The sequence below is a fragment of the Corynebacterium lubricantis DSM 45231 genome (assembly GCF_000379425.1).
Lineage (GTDB): Bacteria > Actinomycetota > Actinomycetes > Mycobacteriales > Mycobacteriaceae > Corynebacterium > Corynebacterium lubricantis.
Map to the genome: position 1 here is coordinate 172,131 of NZ_KB902181.1, position 17,622 is coordinate 189,752.

General features: G+C 58.0%; 19 protein-coding genes. 3 read left to right on the forward strand and 16 right to left on the reverse strand.

Annotated elements, in window-relative coordinates:
• Positions 1-8 precede the first annotated feature (8 nt).
• Positions 9-938, reverse strand: a complete 930-nt coding sequence (locus tag A37O_RS0100830) for an aspartate carbamoyltransferase catalytic subunit (RefSeq protein ID WP_018295595.1) — start codon at positions 936-938, stop codon at positions 9-11.
• On the reverse strand, positions 939-1,505 hold the full coding sequence (gene pyrR, locus A37O_RS0100835; RefSeq protein ID WP_018295596.1) for a bifunctional pyr operon transcriptional regulator/uracil phosphoribosyltransferase PyrR: 567 nt from the start codon (positions 1,503-1,505) through the stop codon (positions 939-941).
• 167 nt (positions 1,506-1,672) lie between these two features.
• On the opposite strand from pyrR, the gene A37O_RS0100840 reads away from it, so the two are divergent.
• From A37O_RS0100840 to A37O_RS14340, 3 genes are read left to right on the forward strand one after another with little or no spacing between them, the layout of a single operon-like run.
• Positions 1,673-3,019 carry a TIGR01777 family oxidoreductase gene (locus A37O_RS0100840; RefSeq protein ID WP_018295597.1) on the forward strand — a complete coding sequence of 449 codons (1,347 nt, stop codon included), beginning with the start codon at positions 1,673-1,675 and terminating at the stop codon, positions 3,017-3,019.
• Between the two features lie 36 nt (positions 3,020-3,055).
• On the forward strand, positions 3,056-3,526 hold the full coding sequence (locus A37O_RS0100845) for a YbjN domain-containing protein (RefSeq protein ID WP_018295598.1): 471 nt from the start codon (positions 3,056-3,058) through the stop codon (positions 3,524-3,526).
• Positions 3,516-3,956 carry a YbjN domain-containing protein gene (locus A37O_RS14340; protein WP_018295599.1) on the forward strand — a complete coding sequence of 147 codons (441 nt, stop codon included), beginning with the start codon at positions 3,516-3,518 and terminating at the stop codon, positions 3,954-3,956. The genes A37O_RS0100845 and A37O_RS14340 overlap by 11 nt, the downstream gene beginning before the upstream one ends.
• On the opposite strand, the gene A37O_RS0100855 is transcribed toward A37O_RS14340, so the two are convergent.
• From A37O_RS0100855 to A37O_RS0100925, 14 genes are all read right to left on the reverse strand, one after another.
• A complete protein-coding gene (locus tag A37O_RS0100855; RefSeq protein ID WP_018295600.1) occupies positions 3,953-4,804 on the reverse strand; it encodes a PPK2 family polyphosphate kinase in 852 nt (283 codons plus the stop codon). The genes A37O_RS14340 and A37O_RS0100855 overlap by 4 nt on opposite strands.
• 14 nt (positions 4,805-4,818) lie before the next feature.
• Positions 4,819-5,328: a transcription antitermination factor NusB gene (gene nusB, locus A37O_RS0100860; protein WP_018295601.1), complete on the reverse strand. Its 510-nt coding sequence runs from the start codon at positions 5,326-5,328 to the stop codon at positions 4,819-4,821.
• Positions 5,328-5,891: an elongation factor P gene (gene efp / locus A37O_RS0100865; protein WP_018295602.1), complete on the reverse strand. Its 564-nt coding sequence runs from the start codon at positions 5,889-5,891 to the stop codon at positions 5,328-5,330. The genes nusB and efp overlap by 1 nt, the downstream gene beginning before the upstream one ends.
• 44 nt (positions 5,892-5,935) lie before the next feature.
• Positions 5,936-7,027, reverse strand: coding sequence for an aminopeptidase P family protein (locus tag A37O_RS0100870; protein WP_018295603.1), 1,092 nt, complete (start codon positions 7,025-7,027; stop codon positions 5,936-5,938).
• A 5-nt stretch (positions 7,028-7,032) separates the two neighbouring features.
• Complete coding sequence (aroQ, locus tag A37O_RS16350) at positions 7,033-7,467, reverse strand: type II 3-dehydroquinate dehydratase (protein ID WP_018295604.1); 435 nt, start codon at positions 7,465-7,467, stop codon at positions 7,033-7,035.
• Positions 7,468-7,470: 3 nt separating this feature from the next.
• On the reverse strand, positions 7,471-8,544 hold the full coding sequence (gene aroB / locus A37O_RS0100880) for a 3-dehydroquinate synthase (RefSeq protein WP_018295605.1): 1,074 nt from the start codon (positions 8,542-8,544) through the stop codon (positions 7,471-7,473).
• 15 nt (positions 8,545-8,559) lie between these two features.
• A complete protein-coding gene (locus A37O_RS0100885) occupies positions 8,560-9,123 on the reverse strand; it encodes a shikimate kinase (protein WP_018295606.1) in 564 nt (187 codons plus the stop codon).
• The gene (gene aroC / locus A37O_RS0100890; RefSeq protein ID WP_018295607.1) at positions 9,124-10,344 is read right to left on the reverse strand and encodes a chorismate synthase; all 1,221 of its coding nucleotides are present in this window, start codon (positions 10,342-10,344) and stop codon (positions 9,124-9,126) included.
• A gap of 30 nt (positions 10,345-10,374) precedes the next feature.
• Positions 10,375-10,803, reverse strand: coding sequence for a prepilin peptidase (locus A37O_RS0100895; RefSeq protein WP_018295608.1), 429 nt, complete (start codon positions 10,801-10,803; stop codon positions 10,375-10,377).
• Between the two features lie 10 nt (positions 10,804-10,813).
• Entirely contained in the window at positions 10,814-11,623 is an 810-nt protein-coding gene (locus A37O_RS0100900) for a shikimate dehydrogenase (RefSeq protein ID WP_018295609.1), read from the reverse strand.
• 13 nt (positions 11,624-11,636) lie between these two features.
• Entirely contained in the window at positions 11,637-12,803 is a 1,167-nt protein-coding gene (gene mltG / locus A37O_RS0100910; protein ID WP_018295610.1) for an endolytic transglycosylase MltG, read from the reverse strand.
• On the reverse strand, positions 12,803-13,345 hold the full coding sequence (ruvX, locus tag A37O_RS0100915) for a Holliday junction resolvase RuvX (RefSeq protein WP_018295611.1): 543 nt from the start codon (positions 13,343-13,345) through the stop codon (positions 12,803-12,805). The genes mltG and ruvX overlap by 1 nt, the downstream gene beginning before the upstream one ends.
• A 138-nt stretch (positions 13,346-13,483) precedes the next feature.
• Positions 13,484-16,153 (reverse strand): alanine--tRNA ligase, encoded by a 2,670-nt coding sequence (alaS, locus tag A37O_RS0100920; RefSeq protein ID WP_018295612.1) that lies wholly within the window; start codon positions 16,151-16,153, stop codon positions 13,484-13,486.
• A 64-nt stretch (positions 16,154-16,217) separates the two neighbouring features.
• On the reverse strand, positions 16,218-17,609 hold the full coding sequence (locus A37O_RS0100925; protein WP_018295613.1) for a replication-associated recombination protein A: 1,392 nt from the start codon (positions 17,607-17,609) through the stop codon (positions 16,218-16,220).
• Positions 17,610-17,622 lie beyond the last annotated feature (13 nt).

Here is a 17,622-nt window from a genome sequence, read left to right on the forward strand (position 1 = left end):
CTTTTCTCCTAGCTTTCCGCAGCCAACAGGGTGAACAGCACGGCCATACGCACGTGCACACCATTGGAAACCTGCTGCAGCACCGCTGCATTGTCGTAGTCGGCGACGGCGTGGTTAATTTCCATGCCGCGCAGCATCGGGCCTGGGTGCATGATGATGGCACCGTCTTTCATCTTGGCGGCGCGCGCCTTGGACAGGCCGTAGAGCGTGGCGTACTCGCGATGCGAGGGGAAAAACCCGCCATTCATGCGTTCCTGCTGGACGCGCAACATCATCACCGCATCGGCGTCTGCAATCTCTGCGTCGAAATCGAAGGAGGTGCGCACCGGCCAGGTTTCTACTCCCTGAGGCAACAAGGTCGGCGGCGCGACCAAGACGACCTCGGCGCCGAGCGTGGACAACAAGTCCACGTTGGAGCGCACCACGCGCGAGTGCAGGCAGTCACCGACAATGATGACCTTCTTGCCCGCGATGTCACCGATACGTTGACGCATGGTCACGGCATCCAGCAGGGCCTGCGTGGGGTGCTGGTGGGAGCCGTCGCCGGCATTGATTACTGCCGGACCATTGCCATTCGGCGCGACCCAATCAGCCAATAGCTTGGCAGCGCCCGAGGAGCTGTGCCGCATGACGATCGCATCAGCGCCAATCGAAGCCAAGGTCAGGCCCGTATCTTTCAGGGACTCGCCCTTCTTCACACTCGAGCTCGAGGCCGAGACGTTAATCACGTCGGCGCTCATCCACTTCCCGGCGGTTTCAAAGGAAGCACGAGTACGGGTGGAATTCTCGTAGAACAGGGTAAAAATCGTGCGGCCTCGCAGGGTGGGCAGCTTCTTAATTTCGCGGCCTTCGAGCGCTTCTCGGAAGCGATCGGCCTCATCCATCAACCCGACGATCTCGTCGCGTGACAAAGATTGAATATCTAGCAGATGCTTCATCTACTCCCCTTCCGGCTCTTTAATCAACACAACGCTGTCTTCCCCATCAAGAGCTGCCAGATTCACCACGACATCCTCGCTGCTGGAGGTAGGGATGTTCTTGCCCACATAGTCGGCGCGGATCGGGAGCTGGCGATGTCCACGATCAACCAAAACGGCAAGCTGCACTGTCTTTGGACGTCCCAAGTCACGCAAAGCATCGAGTGCTGCACGGATCGTGCGGCCGGAGTACAGCACATCGTCGACAAGCACAACAACAGCGCCGTCTAAGGCGATCGGAATCTTGGTGGGTTGCAGCGCGCGGTGCGGTTTCTCACGCAAATCGTCGCGGTACAAGGTGATGTCCAGGCTGCCAACGGGAACGTCAACGCCGGAAAAGTCTTTAATGTTGTCCGCCAAAAGGCGAGCCAAGGGAACACCCCCGCTGGGGATGCCGAGCAGCACGATCGGTGTGTCCTGATCCAGTGCCGTCTTCTCAATAATCTGATGCGCGATGCGTGCAACAGTGCGTGCGACATCGTCTGCTGAGAGCAGCTCTAATGTGACGCGGTTGTTGTTTCCACTCATCGAACCTCCTTCTCCGCCTCTCTGTGCGGTCTTTAAAGGATGTCAATGTTTCTTGGTACAAGCTCGGGTCAAAATTGTCTATGCTGGTGTGCTTAGAACGATTGTTACTTTAGCACTTCAATCGGACATCCTGGGAACCAGTATTCACGAAAATTGAGAGGATCACGATGGGGATCACAGCCGATCATGTCGTTCCTGCAGACAGGGACACTGTCTGGGACTGGCATACCCGCCCGGGTGCCGTGGCGCGGCTTAGCCCCACCTTTCTGCCGATGCGCCCCGTCCAGCAAGCTGAGCGTCTCTCGGACGGCACGACCATCTTCTCTCTGCCAGCCGGGCTGAAATGGGTGGCAAAGCACGATCTTTCTGGCTATCACAATCGCCACCAGTTCACCGACGTGTGCATCAACGCACCGATGAAAGCTGTAGCGAATTGGAAACACGTGCACATTTTTTCCGATGACGAGGATGGCACCCGCATCACCGACGAGATCACCACTCGCCTGCCCGCAAAATCCTTAGAGCCGATGCTCGCCTACCGGCAACACCAGTTGATCGAAGACATTTCCTTCCTCAATCGCATGGGCCAGCTCGCCGATTCCACGCCGCTGACCATCGCAATGACCGGCTCGCGCGGTCACGTCGGTCGCGCGCTTATGGCTCAGCTGACCACGGCCGGCCACTCGGTGATCCAACTCGTTCGCGGCGAGGCAAAAGAAGGCCAACGTCACTGGCACACCAGCCACCCCCATCACGATCTTCTCGAGGGCGTGGATGCCGTGGTTCATCTCGCCGGTGAACCGCTATATGGACGATTCAATGAGGCCCATAAGCGTGAGATCTACGAGTCCCGCGTCAAACCCACCCGCGAGTTAGCCACCCTCGCCGCTAACACTCCCGGAGTGCGGACCTTTGTCGCGTCCTCCGCCGTGGGTTTCTACGGAGCCGGAGGCAGCGAACAACCCATCGATGAATCAAGCGACCGCGGCGAAGGCCACCTCGCCGACACAGTTGTGGATTGGGAGGAAGCCACCCAGCCCGCCAAGGATGCCGGACTGCGGGTTGTCAACGTCCGCTCGGGCATCGCGCTCGGCAGCACCGCCGGCGTATTACCCATCTTTAGAACCCTCTCAGCCACAGGACTTGCCACCCGCTTCGGTGACGGCGAATTCTGGATGTCGTGGATCTCCATCGATGACCTGACAGATATTTATTTTCGCTCGCTTATCGACGAGTCCTTGGCCGGCGCAGTCAACGCCACCGCCCCACACCCCGTGCTCAATAGCGAATTCTCCGATGCGCTGGCGAAAGAACTCAAGAAGCCACAGTTGATGCCAGTACCAGCATTCGGTCCGCGCATGCTCCTTGGCAAAGAAGGCGCCGAAGAACTGGTCATGGCCGACCAGAACGTCACTCCTGCCCGACTGCTCGAGGCTGGGCACATATTCCGCTACCCCACGTTGAAGGCAGCATTGGCGCACGAGCTGGGCACTGAGAGTCTCTACGGTACATAATCTGCCCAGCAGGTGCCCGGTTGATACTGTGGTGGAATGGATGAAAAGAACCTTCCACAACCATTTTCAATAGAACAGGTAACCACGATTCTCCACGACGAGAATTTGGATTACCGGATGGAAACAGCCCCGACCGAGACTGGCGAAACCACCATTGTCCGCACTGGTTTTGCCAATGCAGCAATCGCTTTCGTGCAAGAAGGCGACACCCTGGTGTGCGAAGCATTGTGGCGCGGCGAATTCCCTCGCGCGCTGGCCACCAACCTGCTGGCTGCATGCAATGAATACAACCAGATGCAGTTCGCGCCGACCTTGCGCTTCTACGAAAACGGCGAGCATCACCTGTCCGCGAATGCCTACCGCATCCTGGATATCTCGAAGGGCGCCTCCTTCAACCAGATCGGCGCCTTTGTTATGTCCACGCTGGATGCTGTGGTTTCGGCCTTCGATTTCCTCAGCCAGCAATTCCCGAACCTTGTGACCTGGGAGGAGACCCATGAGCACTAAAGTCACCCTCGACCGCATCGACGAAGCCATGCGCGGACACGGCATCGAGATCGCCCGCGACGACACCCGCAATCTCGGACAGGCCAACATCAACGGGTTCAACGTGGCGTTCGCGCTGCTCAGCTCCGTAGTCATCGTCCGCGCTGACGCAGCAACAGAAATTCCAAGCGACGACGCAGACGCCACGTTCTACCTCGCGGCGAACCAGGTTAACTCGGCGTCCTTCGGCGCGCGTGCGGTGATCGTCGATAAGCTAGACAACCTGATCGTGCGCACCGAGCGCGAGCTACCACTTGCCGCCGGGCTTGACGACGAGCAGCTTTCCGCCGCACTGAAATCGGCCGTGGACGCGGTGCTTGCCACCCAAGACGCGATGGTAGCGATCACCCAGAACATCAACGAAGCTTTCCGCGAGGAACAAGCTGATTAGGATCTAGAGAGGCGCTCTTTCTCTTCTTCTGGGTCGAAGTGCGCCTCTGGCCAGGAATGGTCCATCTTCTCTAGCACTCGGGACAGCAGTGCTTTGACGACCATTCGGGCGTACTGCTTGTTGTTGCCGGGAATACAGAACCACGGTGCTTTCTCCGTGGAAGTGCGCTCTAAGGCGATTTGGTACGCCGCCATGTAGAGCTCCCACTTGGAGCGGACATCAATGTCGCCGGGATCGTATTTCCAGTGCTTGTCGGATCGCTCAATGCGCTCCTCCAGGTTTTCGCGCTGAAAATCGCGGGAGATATTGAGCATCACCTTGATCACGGTTGTGCCCTGAGCGACCAATTGCTCTTCAAAGTCGACGATGGCACCGTAGCGCCGCTCGATCTCCTCGTCATCGGCGAGCTTTTCTACGCGCTGGACAAGGACGTCTTCGTAATGGGACCTATCGAAGACGGAAATGAATCCAGGTGACGGAAGGTGCGGCTCAAAGCGCCACAAAAAGTCGTGCGCGGCCTCTTCCTCGGTGGGTTTACCGAAACCAACCGTATGCACGCCTTGCGGGTCGAATTGCCGCACGACGTGGCGGATGACTCCGCCCTTACCCGAAGTATCCATACCTTGCAGGACCAAAAGAATGGACTCGGTTTTGTCTGGATGGGAGCGCCCGTTGGCGAAAAGCTTCTCTTGCTGATCAGCGAGTTCTTCGTCGAAGGACTGGAAGAGCTCATCGAGGTCATCTTTGTCGCCGTCAAAGCCCGGAGTGGAATCCGGGTCAATGTCGGCGAGATGAAAGCCTTCAGTGACGCGCAGCTCGGGGACATCGTCTATATCGAAATCGGACATGTCCGCGAGTGTAGTTAAATTTGCTCGTCTTCTGCAGCCTCGGGGGCATTGGCTGCGTGCAGCTGCACAACGTCGTCGAGTACCGCGTGGATATATGGTGCAGCCTGGCTACCGGAGTACTCCGACGCCATCTCTACGCCTTCGACAACCGAGATTGGACCGTCGACATCGTCGTTGAACATGATCTCCCACGACGCCACGCGCAAAATCGCGCGGTCAACTGCAGGAAGGCGACCCAGCTCCCAATCCTGGGAGAGAAAACGCTCAATGACATCATCGATGTCATCCAGCTTCTCAGCCGTGCCAGAAACAAGGGCGCGCGTGTACTCATTGACAGGAGCAACCTGGTTATCCGGGTTTTTCGCCAGCTGTACTCGGTCCTCGACAATAGCTACGGGATCCAAGTCTCGTGCTTCTGCCTCGAACAGGATGTCTACAGCGCGACGCCTAGCGCGGTAACGTGTACCGTGACGCTTCGGATTCCGCGGCTCCTTCTGGTCACGGGTTTCAGTGGTTTCGCTCATTAGTTGTTTACGCGAGAGAGGTACTCACCGGTACGGGTGTCAACCTTGACCACGTTTCCGGTCTCCAGGAAGAGAGGAACCTGGATCTCTGCACCCGTTTCCAGAGTTGCTGGCTTGGTGCCACCAGTGGAACGGTCGCCCTGCAGGCCTGGATCGGTGTGGGTGACCTCAAGGTCCACGGAGATCGGCAGTTCGCCGAACAGTGCGCTTCCCTCGTGGAAGGAAACCTGCACGCGCATGTTCTCCTTCAGGAATGCGCCTGCGTCACCGAAAGCGGTCAGTGGCAGCTCGAACTGCTCGTAGGTCTTGTCGTCCATGACAACGTAGGAGGAACCATCGTTGTACAGGTAGGTCATATCGCGGCGATCAACCGTCGCGGTTTCAACCTTGACGCCAGCGTTCCAAGTCTTGTCGACGGTCTTGCCGGAGACGATATCCTTGAGCTTGCTGCGCACGAATGCTGGGCCCTTGCCCGGCTTGACGTGCTGGAACTCAATGATTTGCTGCAGCTTGCCATCGACAACGAGGACAAGTCCATTCTTAAAATCGGCGGTTGATGCCACGAAACACTTCCTATCGAATCTCTTGGAGTCTTAGCGTCACCATATTACACCACGGTGAGCTGCTTATTAACACTAGTAATGATCTTTGGGGCCCCGCTGGTGATCACCAACGTATCTTCAATCCGCACGCCACCTTTACCTGGGACATAAATCCCCGGCTCGATGGTCAGCGTCATGTTCTCGGCCAGCTCTCCCGTGCCGGTGGTTGCGGCGCTGGGGGCTTCATGAACATCCAGGCCGATGCCGTGACCGGTGGAGTGGACGAAGTACTCCCCATAACCAGCCTCGGTGATGATGTCACGGCACGCCTTATCGACGTCGACGAGTGCTGTGCCTGGGGTGGCCGCACGGCATCCCGCTAGCTGGGCTTCTAAAACGACACCGTAGATTTCCCGGGCGAATTCGCTCGGCTCGCCGACCATAAACGTCCGTGTCATATCCGAGTTGAAGCCACGGCGATGCGCTCCAAAGTCGATGGTCACGATGTCACCGTCGGTAATGATCCGGTCGGAGGCGCCGTGATGAGGCTTTGCAGAATTGGGGCCGGAGGCAACGATGGTATCGAAACTGGGGCGCTCCGCGCCAAGCTTGCGCATCCGGTATTCCAAGTCAGCCGCGACTTCGATTTCGGACCTACCTGCCCGCAACTCCCCCGCGGCGAGGAGGTCCTCCATCGCCCGGGAGGCTAACTCAGCGATCTCCGTAAGGAACTGAATCTCGATGGGATCTTTGATCAGACGCAGGTCTTCGATCACACCGGTCACAGGAACAAGCGTGACATCGTCGGGAAGCGAATCCTGCCAGCTCTCAAGCTCCGCGATGGTCACGTGGCTGGCCTCGTAGCCCACTCTGCGGCCTTCCGGGACCTTTTCCAGCAGAGCCTGGGCAGTCGCGCGCTGAATAATCGCTGGAATATCCGGGACTTCTTCCGCAATCTGCGTGGTATAACGCCCATCCGTGGCAATCCCTGCGGAGAGATCCTTGGACAAGATCAATGCGCCGTTAGAGCCGGAAAATCCGGACAGGTACCGCACGTGCGTCAAGTGAGTGACCAACATATCGTCGATACGCTGCCCTGCAAGCCGTGCTGAAAGGCGACGTCGACGGGTCGCGAAACGTGTATCTGCTAAAGCCATGTGGCTTAGCTTAGTCCCGCGAAATACTCCATGGCAGCCAAATAGCCGTGTGTCCCGAGACCAGCGATCGTGCCAATCGCAATTGATGACAGATACGAGTGGTGACGGAACTCCTCGCGGGCATGCACATTCGAGATGTGCACCTCGATGAAGCCGTGTCCATCGGTGAGCTCGACGAGTGCGTCGCGCAGCGCAACCGAAGTATGAGTCAAGCCACCTGGGTTGATAATAACGGCCCAGTTGTTGTCCGCGGCCTCGTGGGCCCACTCGATGAGCTGACCCTCATAATTGGACTGGCGACACTCTGCTTCGAGGCCGAGCTTGTCTGCCTGATCAGCGATCATCTGCTCGATGTCGCTCAACGTGGTCGAGCCATAAATTTCAGGCTGGCGCTTGCCCAACCGGTTGAGGTTGGGGCCATTTAGAACGAGAACCTTCATGGGTTAGCCTTCCGAGATTTCTGCGTATGCGGCCTGCAGTTCCTCGATGGAAGGGCCCTCAATGCGAGTGACTTCGCCGACTCCTTCCAGGGCCACGAAACGGATCTTGCCATCGCGGTTCTTCTTGTCGTGGAGCATTCCCTCGTACAGCTCGTCGAAGGCGCCCGCCTCATAGGTCGTGGGCAAGCCAACCGACTGCAGGATGTCGCGGTGGCGCTGCACCAAGGCATGATCGATAAGCCCACGGTTCTTCGCCAGGTTGGCCACAAACATCATGCCCACTGCGACCGCATCGCCATGGCGCCAAGAGTAATTCTCGCGCTTTTCAATGGCGTGGCCGAAGGTATGACCGTAGTTGAGCATCTCACGCAGACCGGCTTCTTTGAGGTCCTGGCCGACCACAGATGCCTTCACCGCAATGGAACGCTCGATTAGTTCTGGCAGATTCTGATCTACGTCGAGGGCGCGCTCGGAGCTGTCCTCGATGATTTCCAGGATGCGCTCGTCGGCAATAAAGCCCGTCTTGATGATCTCGGCGGAACCAGCGGTAATTTCCTCTGGTGCCAAGGTGTAGAGGCGCTCTAAGTCGACGAAGACTGCGTCTGGCTCGTGGAAAGATCCCACTAGGTTCTTGCCGGCATCTGTGTTAATGCCGGTCTTGCCGCCCACGGCAGCGTCGACCATGGCGAGCAACGTTGTCGGTGCCTGGATCACTTTGATGCCGCGCATCCAGGTTGCTGCCACAAATCCTGCCAAGTCGGTGGCAGCGCCTCCGCCCAAACCGATGATGACGTCTTGGCGGGAGAAGTTCTCCGTACCAAGGACATCCCAGATTCCGGAGGCGACCTCGATGGTCTTGCCTGCCTCAGCGTCCGGGGTGGCTGCAAGGGTCACAGTGAGATTTGCTGCGCCGAGCTCTTCCGCGATCACGCGTGCGGGTGCAGCCAACGTGGGTTGGTGCACAATGGCGACGTTTGCTGCACCAGTCTCCTTGACGTGGGCTGCGAGATTGTTCGTTAGGTTCCGAGCAATGTGCACGTTATACGGCGTGGGACCATTAACTTTAATAGTTGCCATGGCTTGCGGTGTCTCCTAATCGAGGTCGAAATCAGCGTCAATAATAGAAAGGATCTCAGCAACTACTCGCTGAGGTGGGCGCGAGTCGGTGCGGACGCGATAGTCAGACACCTCACGGTAGAACGGTTCCCGCGCTTCTAGGAGTGAACGGTAATGCGCTTCGGGATCTTTTGCAGCGAGAATTGGGCGGGTGTTCTCCCGAGCAGTTCGGCGCGCGCCCTCCTCAGCGGTCACGTCAATCCACACAACCATGTGGTTCTGTAGCAGCTGGCGGGTCGATTCCGTCAATACTGCGCCTCCGCCAAGGGAGACGATTCCCCCGGTCATGAGCGCCTTTTTCACATACTCTGCTTCGGCTTCGCGGAAGGCTTCCTCGCCGACCTCGGCAAAGTAGTCGCCACAAGCAGTACCCTTATCCTCCTCGAGCATCTGATCGGTATCAACCAGAGGAAGATTTAGCGCGCGTGCAATACGACGCCCGATGGTAGATTTTCCAGCGCCCGGTGGGCCGACCAGAACTACACGGGGGCTTGTGTGGCAGACGTCACCCAGTGCCGAAACAGCAGGCTGTTTGTCCATCTATTCATCTCCAAAAGCTAGACGCGTATTCACGTATTCCTGATACGCAGAGATATTACGCTTAGTTTCTTCCACGTTGTCTCCCCCGAATTTTTCCAGCACAGCTCGCGCCAGAACCAGAGCGACCATCGCTTCTGCGACGACACCGGCGGCAGGGACGGCACAGACATCGGAGCGCTGGTGAATACCGGAAGCTGCTTCACCCGTGGTCATGTCCACAGTGCGCAGTGCGCGTGGCACCGTGGAAATTGGCTTCATCGCAGCGCGTACGCGCAGCTGCTCGCCATTAGTCATGCCTCCTTCGAGGCCACCGGCACGGTTGGTGGCGCGGTGTACACCGTTGTCGTCTCGCACCATTTCATCGTGGGCCTCAGAGCCGCGACGACGTGCCTCTTCAAAGCCGTCACCGATCTCAACACCCTTGATGGCCTGGATCCCCATTAGAGCTGCAGCCAGTTGAGAATCAAGGCGATCGTCGCCAGAGACATGGGAGCCCAAGCCGATAGGCAGGCCGTCGACGATGACCTCGACGATGCCGCCGAGCGTATCGCCGGCCTTCTTCGCCGATTCAATACAGGCGATCATGTCTGTTTCGGATTCTTTCGCAAAAGCGCGCACAGGAGATTCGTCGATCGCCTCGATATCGGCAAATGATGGAGTCTCACCCTTGTAAGGAGCACTTTCACCGATGGAGATCACGTGGGAGAAGACTTCAACGCCGAGCGTCTCGCGCAGGAAGCTGCGGGCGACGGTCGCCGCAGCAACGCGGGCGGCAGTTTCGCGTGCCGACGATCGCTCCAGCACTGGGCGGGCGTCGTCGAAACCGTACTTGACCATGCCAGAGAAGTCGGCATGTCCCGGGCGGGGCCGAGTCAGTTTTGCCCCGCGGCCAGAGCTCATGGCCTTGTTGATCTCTGGGTCTTCCATATCGACGGGCTCAGCGGACATGATTGTGGTCCACTTTGGCCACTCGGTATTCCCGATCTGAATAGCGATGGGGCTGCCCAGGCTCTTGCCGTGGCGAACACCGGTGAGCAGGGTCAACTCATCCTGCTCAAACTTCATGCGGGCACCGCGACCATATCCCAGCCGACGACGACCGAGTTGTAGTGCTATTTCATCTTTTTCAACAGGAACCCCGGCCGGCATGTGCTCAATCATGGCGATGAGCGCTTGGCCGTGAGATTCCCCCGCAGTAGTCCAACGAAGCATGTCGAACATTATCGCACACTCCACCAACCAAGTGGTGAATTAGTACGTGTAGTGCATGAAACCCAAACCGGCAATTCCCGCAGCCCATACAGCCCATGCACCGAGCAGCATGCCTGGGCCATGAGGCGCACTCGAGTCTGCTGCGATTTTTGCCACGATGACTGTAGTAACACTTGCGAGCACGATTGCCACCCAGACTCCGACGAAGCCTGCCGTGCTTGCCACGGCAATCCCTAAAGGCAGAGCCAACTTGATGTCTCCCCCGCCGACTCCTCCACGAAGCAGCGCAACTACGAGATACAGCGCGGGCCACAGCACACCGATGAGAGACCCCGGGGAAAAGAAAAGCGCCCAGACCAGGGCGATAGCGCCTGCGGGCAGCGTGAGCACATTGGGTAGCCTGCGTTCCCGCAGATCACTAAAAATTAGCGCGACTGACCATAGTAGCGCTCCCCCGAGTCCCCACATAGTGGGAAGACTAGTTCAGATGATCTTCCAATGCTTGTCGCATCTGTTCACGCGGGGCTGGCACACCGGTAAATTGCTCGAACTGGCTAAAGGACTGAGCTGCCAGCAAAACGTGGCCCCCAACGGAGCGATGTCCATTGGCTGCAGCGCGGATAACCAAGGGAGTGGGCCAGGGATCGTAGATCACGTCGAAGGTCGAAGCGTGTCCCAAGACAGAGACGTGCTCTTCGATTCCTGCGGATGGCACGGTAGACACAATCACATCAGTTGCCAGGGTGATCGCCTCGAGATCGGCATCGAAAGTGACAAACTCGGCTTCGATGCCGAAGTGATCAATCAACCCCTTCAACTCAGCAGAGCGGTCCGAGCGGTTGATCACGACGATGTGGCGCACCCCGAGCTGAGCCAGAGCCCAGATCGCCGGGCGTGCAGTGCCTCCCGCCCCAATGACGACGGCACTGTTCGGCGACGCGGAATCGTCGAGAAGCTCTCCTAGCGCAACAAGAATGCCCTCGCAGTCGGTGTTATCGGCCCGCCACCCCGCATCGGTACGAACCAGTGTGTTCGCCGAGCCGATTAATTGCGCTCGCTCGGTGACTTCGTCGGCGAATTCGAGGGCTGCGAACTTGCCAGGCATGGTCACGGCGAACCCGCGGTAGGACTCATCCGATTCCCCCACGATGCGAGGCAGGTCCTCGGCGGTGCATTCAATGCGTTCGAAGGACCAGTCGTCGAGACCTGCTGCTTCGTAACCGGAATTATGCAAGACCGGCGAAAGAGAATGCTCGACTGGAGAGCCCAATACTGCGGCCTTAAACATGGTGGGTATCTGCCTATCGCTGGGAATCGAGAATGCCGGAGTTCTGCGCAGACTGCACGTCGTCGAGGTGTTCTTCGAAGGTGTCGTTGAATACGGTGGTGCCTTGTTCGTCGATGGTGACGAAGTAGAGCCAATTGCCTTCTGCGGGATTCTCCATCGCCGTAATGGCCTCCTCAGATGGCGAGGCAATCGGAGTGGCGGGAAGTCCGTCCATCGCGTACGTGTTCCACGGAGTCACGCGAGCGCGGTCCTCGTCGGTTGTTGCCAACTCGACGTCGTCAAGCGAGTAGTTCACTGTGGAGTCGAACTGCAGCGGCATCGGCTCGTCTAGGCGGTTGAGGATGACGCGCGCGACCTTGTCGAATTCGCCTGCTGGAGCTTCACGCTCAATCAGCGAAGCGGCAACGAGGAGCTCATAAGGGGTCAGGTCAATCGCACTGGCACGTTCAACAATGCCGGTGCTGTTGTATGCGGTTGTCGAACGGGAAACAAGGTCGGTGAGGATTTCCTCGGCACTCGAGCTCGGGTCGACGACGTAGCGACCCGGTGCAATCAGGCCTTCCAAGCGCTTGGGGTTACCGCTCTGCTGCGATACCTGCGCCAGAGCCCACTCCGGCACGCCGAGGGCTCCCGGATCCGCGTTGGCGCCCATGTTCTCCAACTTCTCGACAGAGATGCACTGTTCAGGGGTGCCGTTATTGCAGGTCACATCGGAAATCATGGAGTAGATGCCCTTGCGGGTGTCACCACCAACAACGACAACGTCCGACAAGGTCGCGCCACCTGGGATATCCAATAGATCGATCTGATTAGCAGGATCGAGCAATGCCTCCACGGCGGATTTTGCACTCATTTCCTGCTGGAGACGGTAAAAACCTGGCTGGATGTTTGCCGATTCAAGATGGTTCAGCGCTGCCGTTTGGAACGCGCCGTCCGTGCGAACCACATTAAGTTCTTCTAGCTCCGGCCCAAGAGCTGACATCGAACTGCCTTCTGGAACTTCGACGACCTGCTCTACGCCGTTTCCGGTGCCCTCGTAATCGGCAGCCACGGAAGAACTACCGTCCGAGGAGGTCAAGGAGAAACCGATATACGCAACCGCGCCGACGATGAGGAGTAGCGAAGTTACAAGGACCGCAACCGCTCCAGTGCGGCTTCTGGAAGATCGTCCGGAAGTCATCAATTCATCTCCTCATTAGTGTCTGTTCTAAGTGGATTGCTTTGTTCGTTGAGAAAATTCGCCCGGCCATCGAGCCAGGATTGTAAAATTTCCACGGCCGCAGCCTGATCAATGACCTTCCGGCCGGCTTTTTCTGAAACGCCGGAAGCCCGTAGCGCTGTTGTGGCAGCTACGGTGGACAGCCTCTCGTCGGCAAGCCTCACGGGGATTGTGCCGTTTAACCTGCGGTTGATGCGAAACGCAATCTCTTTGGCGTGCTTGACGCTGGACGAACCGTGTCCCTTGAGGTCACGCGGTAACCCGACGATAACCTCGACGGCGTCGTACTCTTCGATGATCGCTACAAGGCGGTCGATGTCCGCTTTATCGCGATCTTTGAAGCCAGTTTCGCGCGGCACAGTCTCTACCGGGGTGGCCAGGGTGGCTTCCCTGTTAGATGAAGCGACCCCGATGCGCACAGTCCCCACATCGATTCCGATGCGGCGCCCCAGACCGGGGTCTTGCGCACCAGGAGTATCCGGTGTGACGTGTTGTGCTGCCATGAATACGTTGCCTTGGAACCTTTTCAATCGGAGTATTGAACTAGAGTTGCGTCTCACACGCTATAGGGTGGAAACGAGAATACTTCGCTTCCACCTCGGCGTGTTCCGTAACCTTTTCGTAATAATACTCCTGCGAGGCTACTTATCCGCGATTTGGTCCTTGACCGCGCGGAAGGCCTCCTGCAAACCAGCAGCATCTGCGCCAGAGCCCTGAGCCAGATCCGGCTTACCGCCACCGCGGCCATCAACATAGCCACCAAAGGTTTTCACCAGGTCACCAGACTTGATGCCCTTCTCCACGGCTGCCTTATTGGCACTAACCGCGAAAGGCACCTTGCCGTCAGCTTGGCTGGCAACCACAACCACACCGGGTCGATCCTGGATCCGACCGCGCAGGTCTTGCGCGATGGTGCGCAGATCCGAGGCCGGGGTGCCCTCAGGAAGTTCCACAGCAATGACCTTGAAGTCGTTGATGTCTTCTGCCTGGTTCACCAAGTCGCCGGTGTTGGCCAGCAACTGGGCCTGGTGCAGGGCGGTGATTTCCTTCTCCGCAGCCTTGAGCTTCTCGGTGAGCGCTGCGATGCGCTCTGGCAGTTGCTCCGTTGGGGTCTTCAGCTCGGCAGCAAGGCCCGAGGCAAGGGCTGCTTCCTTCGAGTAGTAACGGAAGGAATCCATACCCGAGTAAGCCTCAATCCGGCGCGCGCCGGAGCCCACAGAGGATTCACCCAGCACTGCAATGGGTCCAATTTGCGACGAGTGCGTGACGTGGGTGCCACCGCAGAGCTCGACCGAGAACGGGCCACCGATCTCCACGACTCGAACATCGTTGCCGTAGTTCTCTCCGAACAATGCCAATGCACCCATCGACTTCGCCTTGTCTAGCGTGGTCTCGATTGTGTTCACGTCGAAGTCAGCATCGACTGCTTGGTTCGCAATCGTAGTGATCTCGTCGAGCTGTGCCTCTGAGAGCTGCTCGGTGTAATTGAAATCGAAGCGCAGGTAACCAGGCTTGTTCAGGGAACCAGCCTGCACAGCTGTAGGGCCCAGCACCTGGCGCAAGGCAGCGTGGATCAAGTGAGTTGCGGTGTGTGCCTGACGTGCACCGTGGCGCCACTTCTCGTCGACCTCTGCGTGGACGGTGGAGCCCAGATCGAGGCCACCGTTTTGCACGGTTGCCTTGTGCACGTAGAGCTTCTTGCCGATCTTTTGGACGTCATTGACGTTGAGGATCGTATCTCCGATGACCAAGCGGCCTCGGTCACCCAACTGACCGCCGGATTCTGCATACATCGGGGTGGCATCCAAGATGACCTCCACCTCGTCACCGGCTACCGCTTCGTTGACCTTTTCGCCGTCGCGGACGAGGCCGATCACATTGGAATCAAGCTCGAGCTCGGAGTAACCAACAAAGTCGGTTGGGTTGTTGTCTACCCACTCGCGGTAAACAGATTCATCGGCGGCACCGTGCTTCTTCGCCTTGTTGTCGGCCTTGGCACGGCTGCGCTGCTCGTTCATCTCGCGATCAAATGCCTCCATGTCCACATCAAGGCCGGATTCGCGAGCCATTTCCAGGGTCAGGTCGATTGGGAAGCCGTACGTGTCGTGCAGCTCGAATGCTTGCTCACCCGACAGGACATTCTCGCCTTCGGACTTCACAGCGGCTGCTGCCACGTCGAAGCGCTGAGTACCGGACTCAAGGGTCTTTAAAAATGCGCGCTCTTCGTTGATAGCCACGCGCAGGATGCGCTCGCGGCTCTCTGCGATCTCAGGGTACGAAGGGGTCATCGTATCCATGATGGTGTTCATGAAGGTTTCCAGGACACCGCCGGTTGCGCCCAGCAGGCGTGCCGAACGAACAATGCGGCGAAGCAGGCGACGCAGGATGTAGCCGCGGCCTTCGTTGGATGGAGTGACACCATCGAGCATGATCATCATGCCGGTACGGGAGTGATCCGCAATCACGCGGAAACGAACGGCATTGTCATGCTCGTCGTCCTTGTAGGTAGTTCCGGTGAGCTTTTCGGCAGCATCGATCACGGGACGCAGCAGATCGGTCTCATAGACGTTTTCTACGCCCTGGAGGATACAAGCTACGCGCTCGACACCCATGCCGGTATCGATGTTCTTCTTTGGCAGCTCGCCGACAATCTCGAAGCCACCCTTCTTGTCGCCCTCGCCACGAATGGACTCCATGAAGACAAGGTTCCAAATCTCCATGTAGCGGTTATCGTCAGCTGCTGGGCCGCCTTCGTTGCCGTATTCTGGGCCACGATCGTAGTAGATCTCGGAACAAGGACCACAGGGTCCTGGGATGCCCATCGACCAGAAGTTGTCTTCCATACCAAGGCGCTGGATTCGCTCCTTCGGCACTCCGATAGTCTTCTCCCAGATTTCAGCTGCCTCATCGTCGTCGAGGTACACGGTGACCCAGAGACGCTCGGGGTCCATGCCAAAACCGCCGTCTTCCAAGGAACCAGTCAGCAGATTCCAGGCGTGCTTAATTGCACCTTCCTTGAAGTACTGGCCGAAGGAGAAGTTTCCGGCCATTTGGAAGAAGGTGTTGTGACGTGTGGTCACACCGACTTCTTCAATATCGAGAGTTCGCACGCACTTCTGAATCGAGGTAGCCGTACCATTTTCAAATGGCGGGGTTTGCTGACCTAAGAAATAAGGCTTGAAAGGCACCATGCCCGCGTTGACGAACAAAAGCGTCGGGTCATCGAGGATGAGAGACGCACTCGGCACAGCCTCGTGGCCTGCGTCGACGAAGTGTTGAGTAAAGCGGTCCCGAATCTCATGGGTCTGCACGAGCGGTGTCCTCCGATTTGTGGTCGAAATAGGGTGAGAAAAATAAAACTACTGCAGATACACTCTACCCCCGCGGTTTACCGCGGACGATTCTGCGTAGCTTTCCGACGAAATCACGGATCCGGTTTTCGGCACCGTGGTCGGTCGGCTCATAGTACACGGCATTGTCAAGGCCTTCTGGGATGTATCTCTGCGGCACTACGCCCAACGGGGCATCGTGAGGATAAACGTACCCCACGGCATTTCCCAAGCGAAAGGCGCCTTCATAATGACCGTCACGCAGATGCGCCGGAACGTGTCCAGCTTTTCCATCACGGACGTCGGCGATTGCCCGATCAATCCCGAGAATTGTCGCGTTAGACTTTGGTGCAGTGGCAAGGTGAATTGTGGCTTGTGCCAGCGGGATTCTCCCCTCCGGCATGCCGATGAACGAGACCGCCTCATACGCTGCAACGGCAACCTGCAGCGCCGTGGGATCGGCCATCCCGATATCTTCCGATGCGTGGACGACGAGCCTGCGTGCAATAAACCGCGGGTCTTCTCCTGCCTCGACCATGCGGGCAAGATAATGCAGCGCCGCATCAACGTCGGAACCACGAATCGATTTAATAAACGCGCTGACCACATCGTAGTGCTGGTCGCCGTCGCGGTCGTAGCGGACAATCGCTTTGTTGACGTTATTGCGCACCGTTTCAATGGTGAGCACTCCGCCGTCGTCCACCGCTTCGGCGGCCGCATCTAGATAGGTCAACGCACGCCTGGCGTCGCCACCGGCAAGCAGCACGAGTTGTTCGAGAGCATCGTCATCGATAGAGATCCGAGAATCCAACCCGCGTGAATCTGTGATTGCGCGATTGATTACTTCACGGAGATCGTCTTCGTCCAACGGCTCCAGCTGTAACAGCAACGAGCGCGACAAGAGTGGCCCCACCACAGAAAAGGAGGGGTTTTCCGTGGTGGCTGCCACCAAGAGCACCGTGCGATTTTCCACAGCGCCAAGCAGCGCATCCTGTTGGGTCTTGGAAAACCGGTGCACCTCGTCGATAAAAAGAACAGTGCGCTGCCCGTCGATGAGATCACGGCGTGCTTTATCAATCACCGCGCGCAGTTGCTTGACACCCGATGAAAGGGCCGAGAGCCCGACGAAGTTTTGCCCCATCTGTTTCGCGATCAACGAGGCGATGGTGGTCTTTCCGGTTCCAGGTGGACCGTACAAAATTACCGATGCGTCCCCCGAACCTTCGATGAGACGACGAAGTGGCTTGCCCTCACCGAGCAGGTGTTTTTGTCCTGCCATTTCGTCGAGCGATCGCGGCCGCATGCGAGCGGCTAAGGGCGCCCCGGCTCCCGCATCGAAGAAGGAGGTGCCACGTTGTGCGAAGTCCGCTTCGTCCTGCCCGCTGCCATTCGTGCCAGAAGCAGCGCCCCGCGGTTCTTCGAACAATCCATCTTGCATGCGATCGAGTCTA

Coding starts and splice junctions, on each gene's coding strand:
- A37O_RS0100840 (WP_018295597.1), top strand. CDS start 1,673: ATGGGGATCACAGCCGATCATGTCGTTCCTGCAGACAGGGACACTGTC.
- pyrR (WP_018295596.1), bottom strand. CDS start 1,505: ATGAGTGGAAACAACAACCGCGTCACATTAGAGCTGCTCTCAGCAGAC.
- aroB (WP_018295605.1), bottom strand. CDS start 8,544: ATGGCAACTATTAAAGTTAATGGTCCCACGCCGTATAACGTGCACATT.
- A37O_RS0100925 (WP_018295613.1), bottom strand. CDS start 17,609: ATGCAAGATGGATTGTTCGAAGAACCGCGGGGCGCTGCTTCTGGCACG.
- aroQ (WP_018295604.1), bottom strand. CDS start 7,467: ATGAAGGTTCTCGTTCTAAATGGCCCCAACCTCAACCGGTTGGGCAAG.
- aroC (WP_018295607.1), bottom strand. CDS start 10,344: ATGTTCGACATGCTTCGTTGGACTACTGCGGGGGAATCTCACGGCCAA.
- A37O_RS14340 (WP_018295599.1), top strand. CDS start 3,516: ATGAGCACTAAAGTCACCCTCGACCGCATCGACGAAGCCATGCGCGGA.
- A37O_RS0100900 (WP_018295609.1), bottom strand. CDS start 11,623: ATGTTTAAGGCCGCAGTATTGGGCTCTCCAGTCGAGCATTCTCTTTCG.
- A37O_RS0100845 (WP_018295598.1), top strand. CDS start 3,056: ATGGATGAAAAGAACCTTCCACAACCATTTTCAATAGAACAGGTAACC.
- A37O_RS0100870 (WP_018295603.1), bottom strand. CDS start 7,027: ATGGCTTTAGCAGATACACGTTTCGCGACCCGTCGACGTCGCCTTTCA.
- nusB (WP_018295601.1), bottom strand. CDS start 5,328: ATGAGCGAAACCACTGAAACCCGTGACCAGAAGGAGCCGCGGAATCCG.
- mltG (WP_018295610.1), bottom strand. CDS start 12,803: ATGACTTCCGGACGATCTTCCAGAAGCCGCACTGGAGCGGTTGCGGTC.
- A37O_RS0100855 (WP_018295600.1), bottom strand. CDS start 4,804: ATGTCCGATTTCGATATAGACGATGTCCCCGAGCTGCGCGTCACTGAA.
- A37O_RS0100895 (WP_018295608.1), bottom strand. CDS start 10,803: ATGTGGGGACTCGGGGGAGCGCTACTATGGTCAGTCGCGCTAATTTTT.
- A37O_RS0100830 (WP_018295595.1), bottom strand. CDS start 938: ATGAAGCATCTGCTAGATATTCAATCTTTGTCACGCGACGAGATCGTC.
- A37O_RS0100885 (WP_018295606.1), bottom strand. CDS start 9,123: ATGGACAAACAGCCTGCTGTTTCGGCACTGGGTGACGTCTGCCACACA.
- ruvX (WP_018295611.1), bottom strand. CDS start 13,345: ATGGCAGCACAACACGTCACACCGGATACTCCTGGTGCGCAAGACCCC.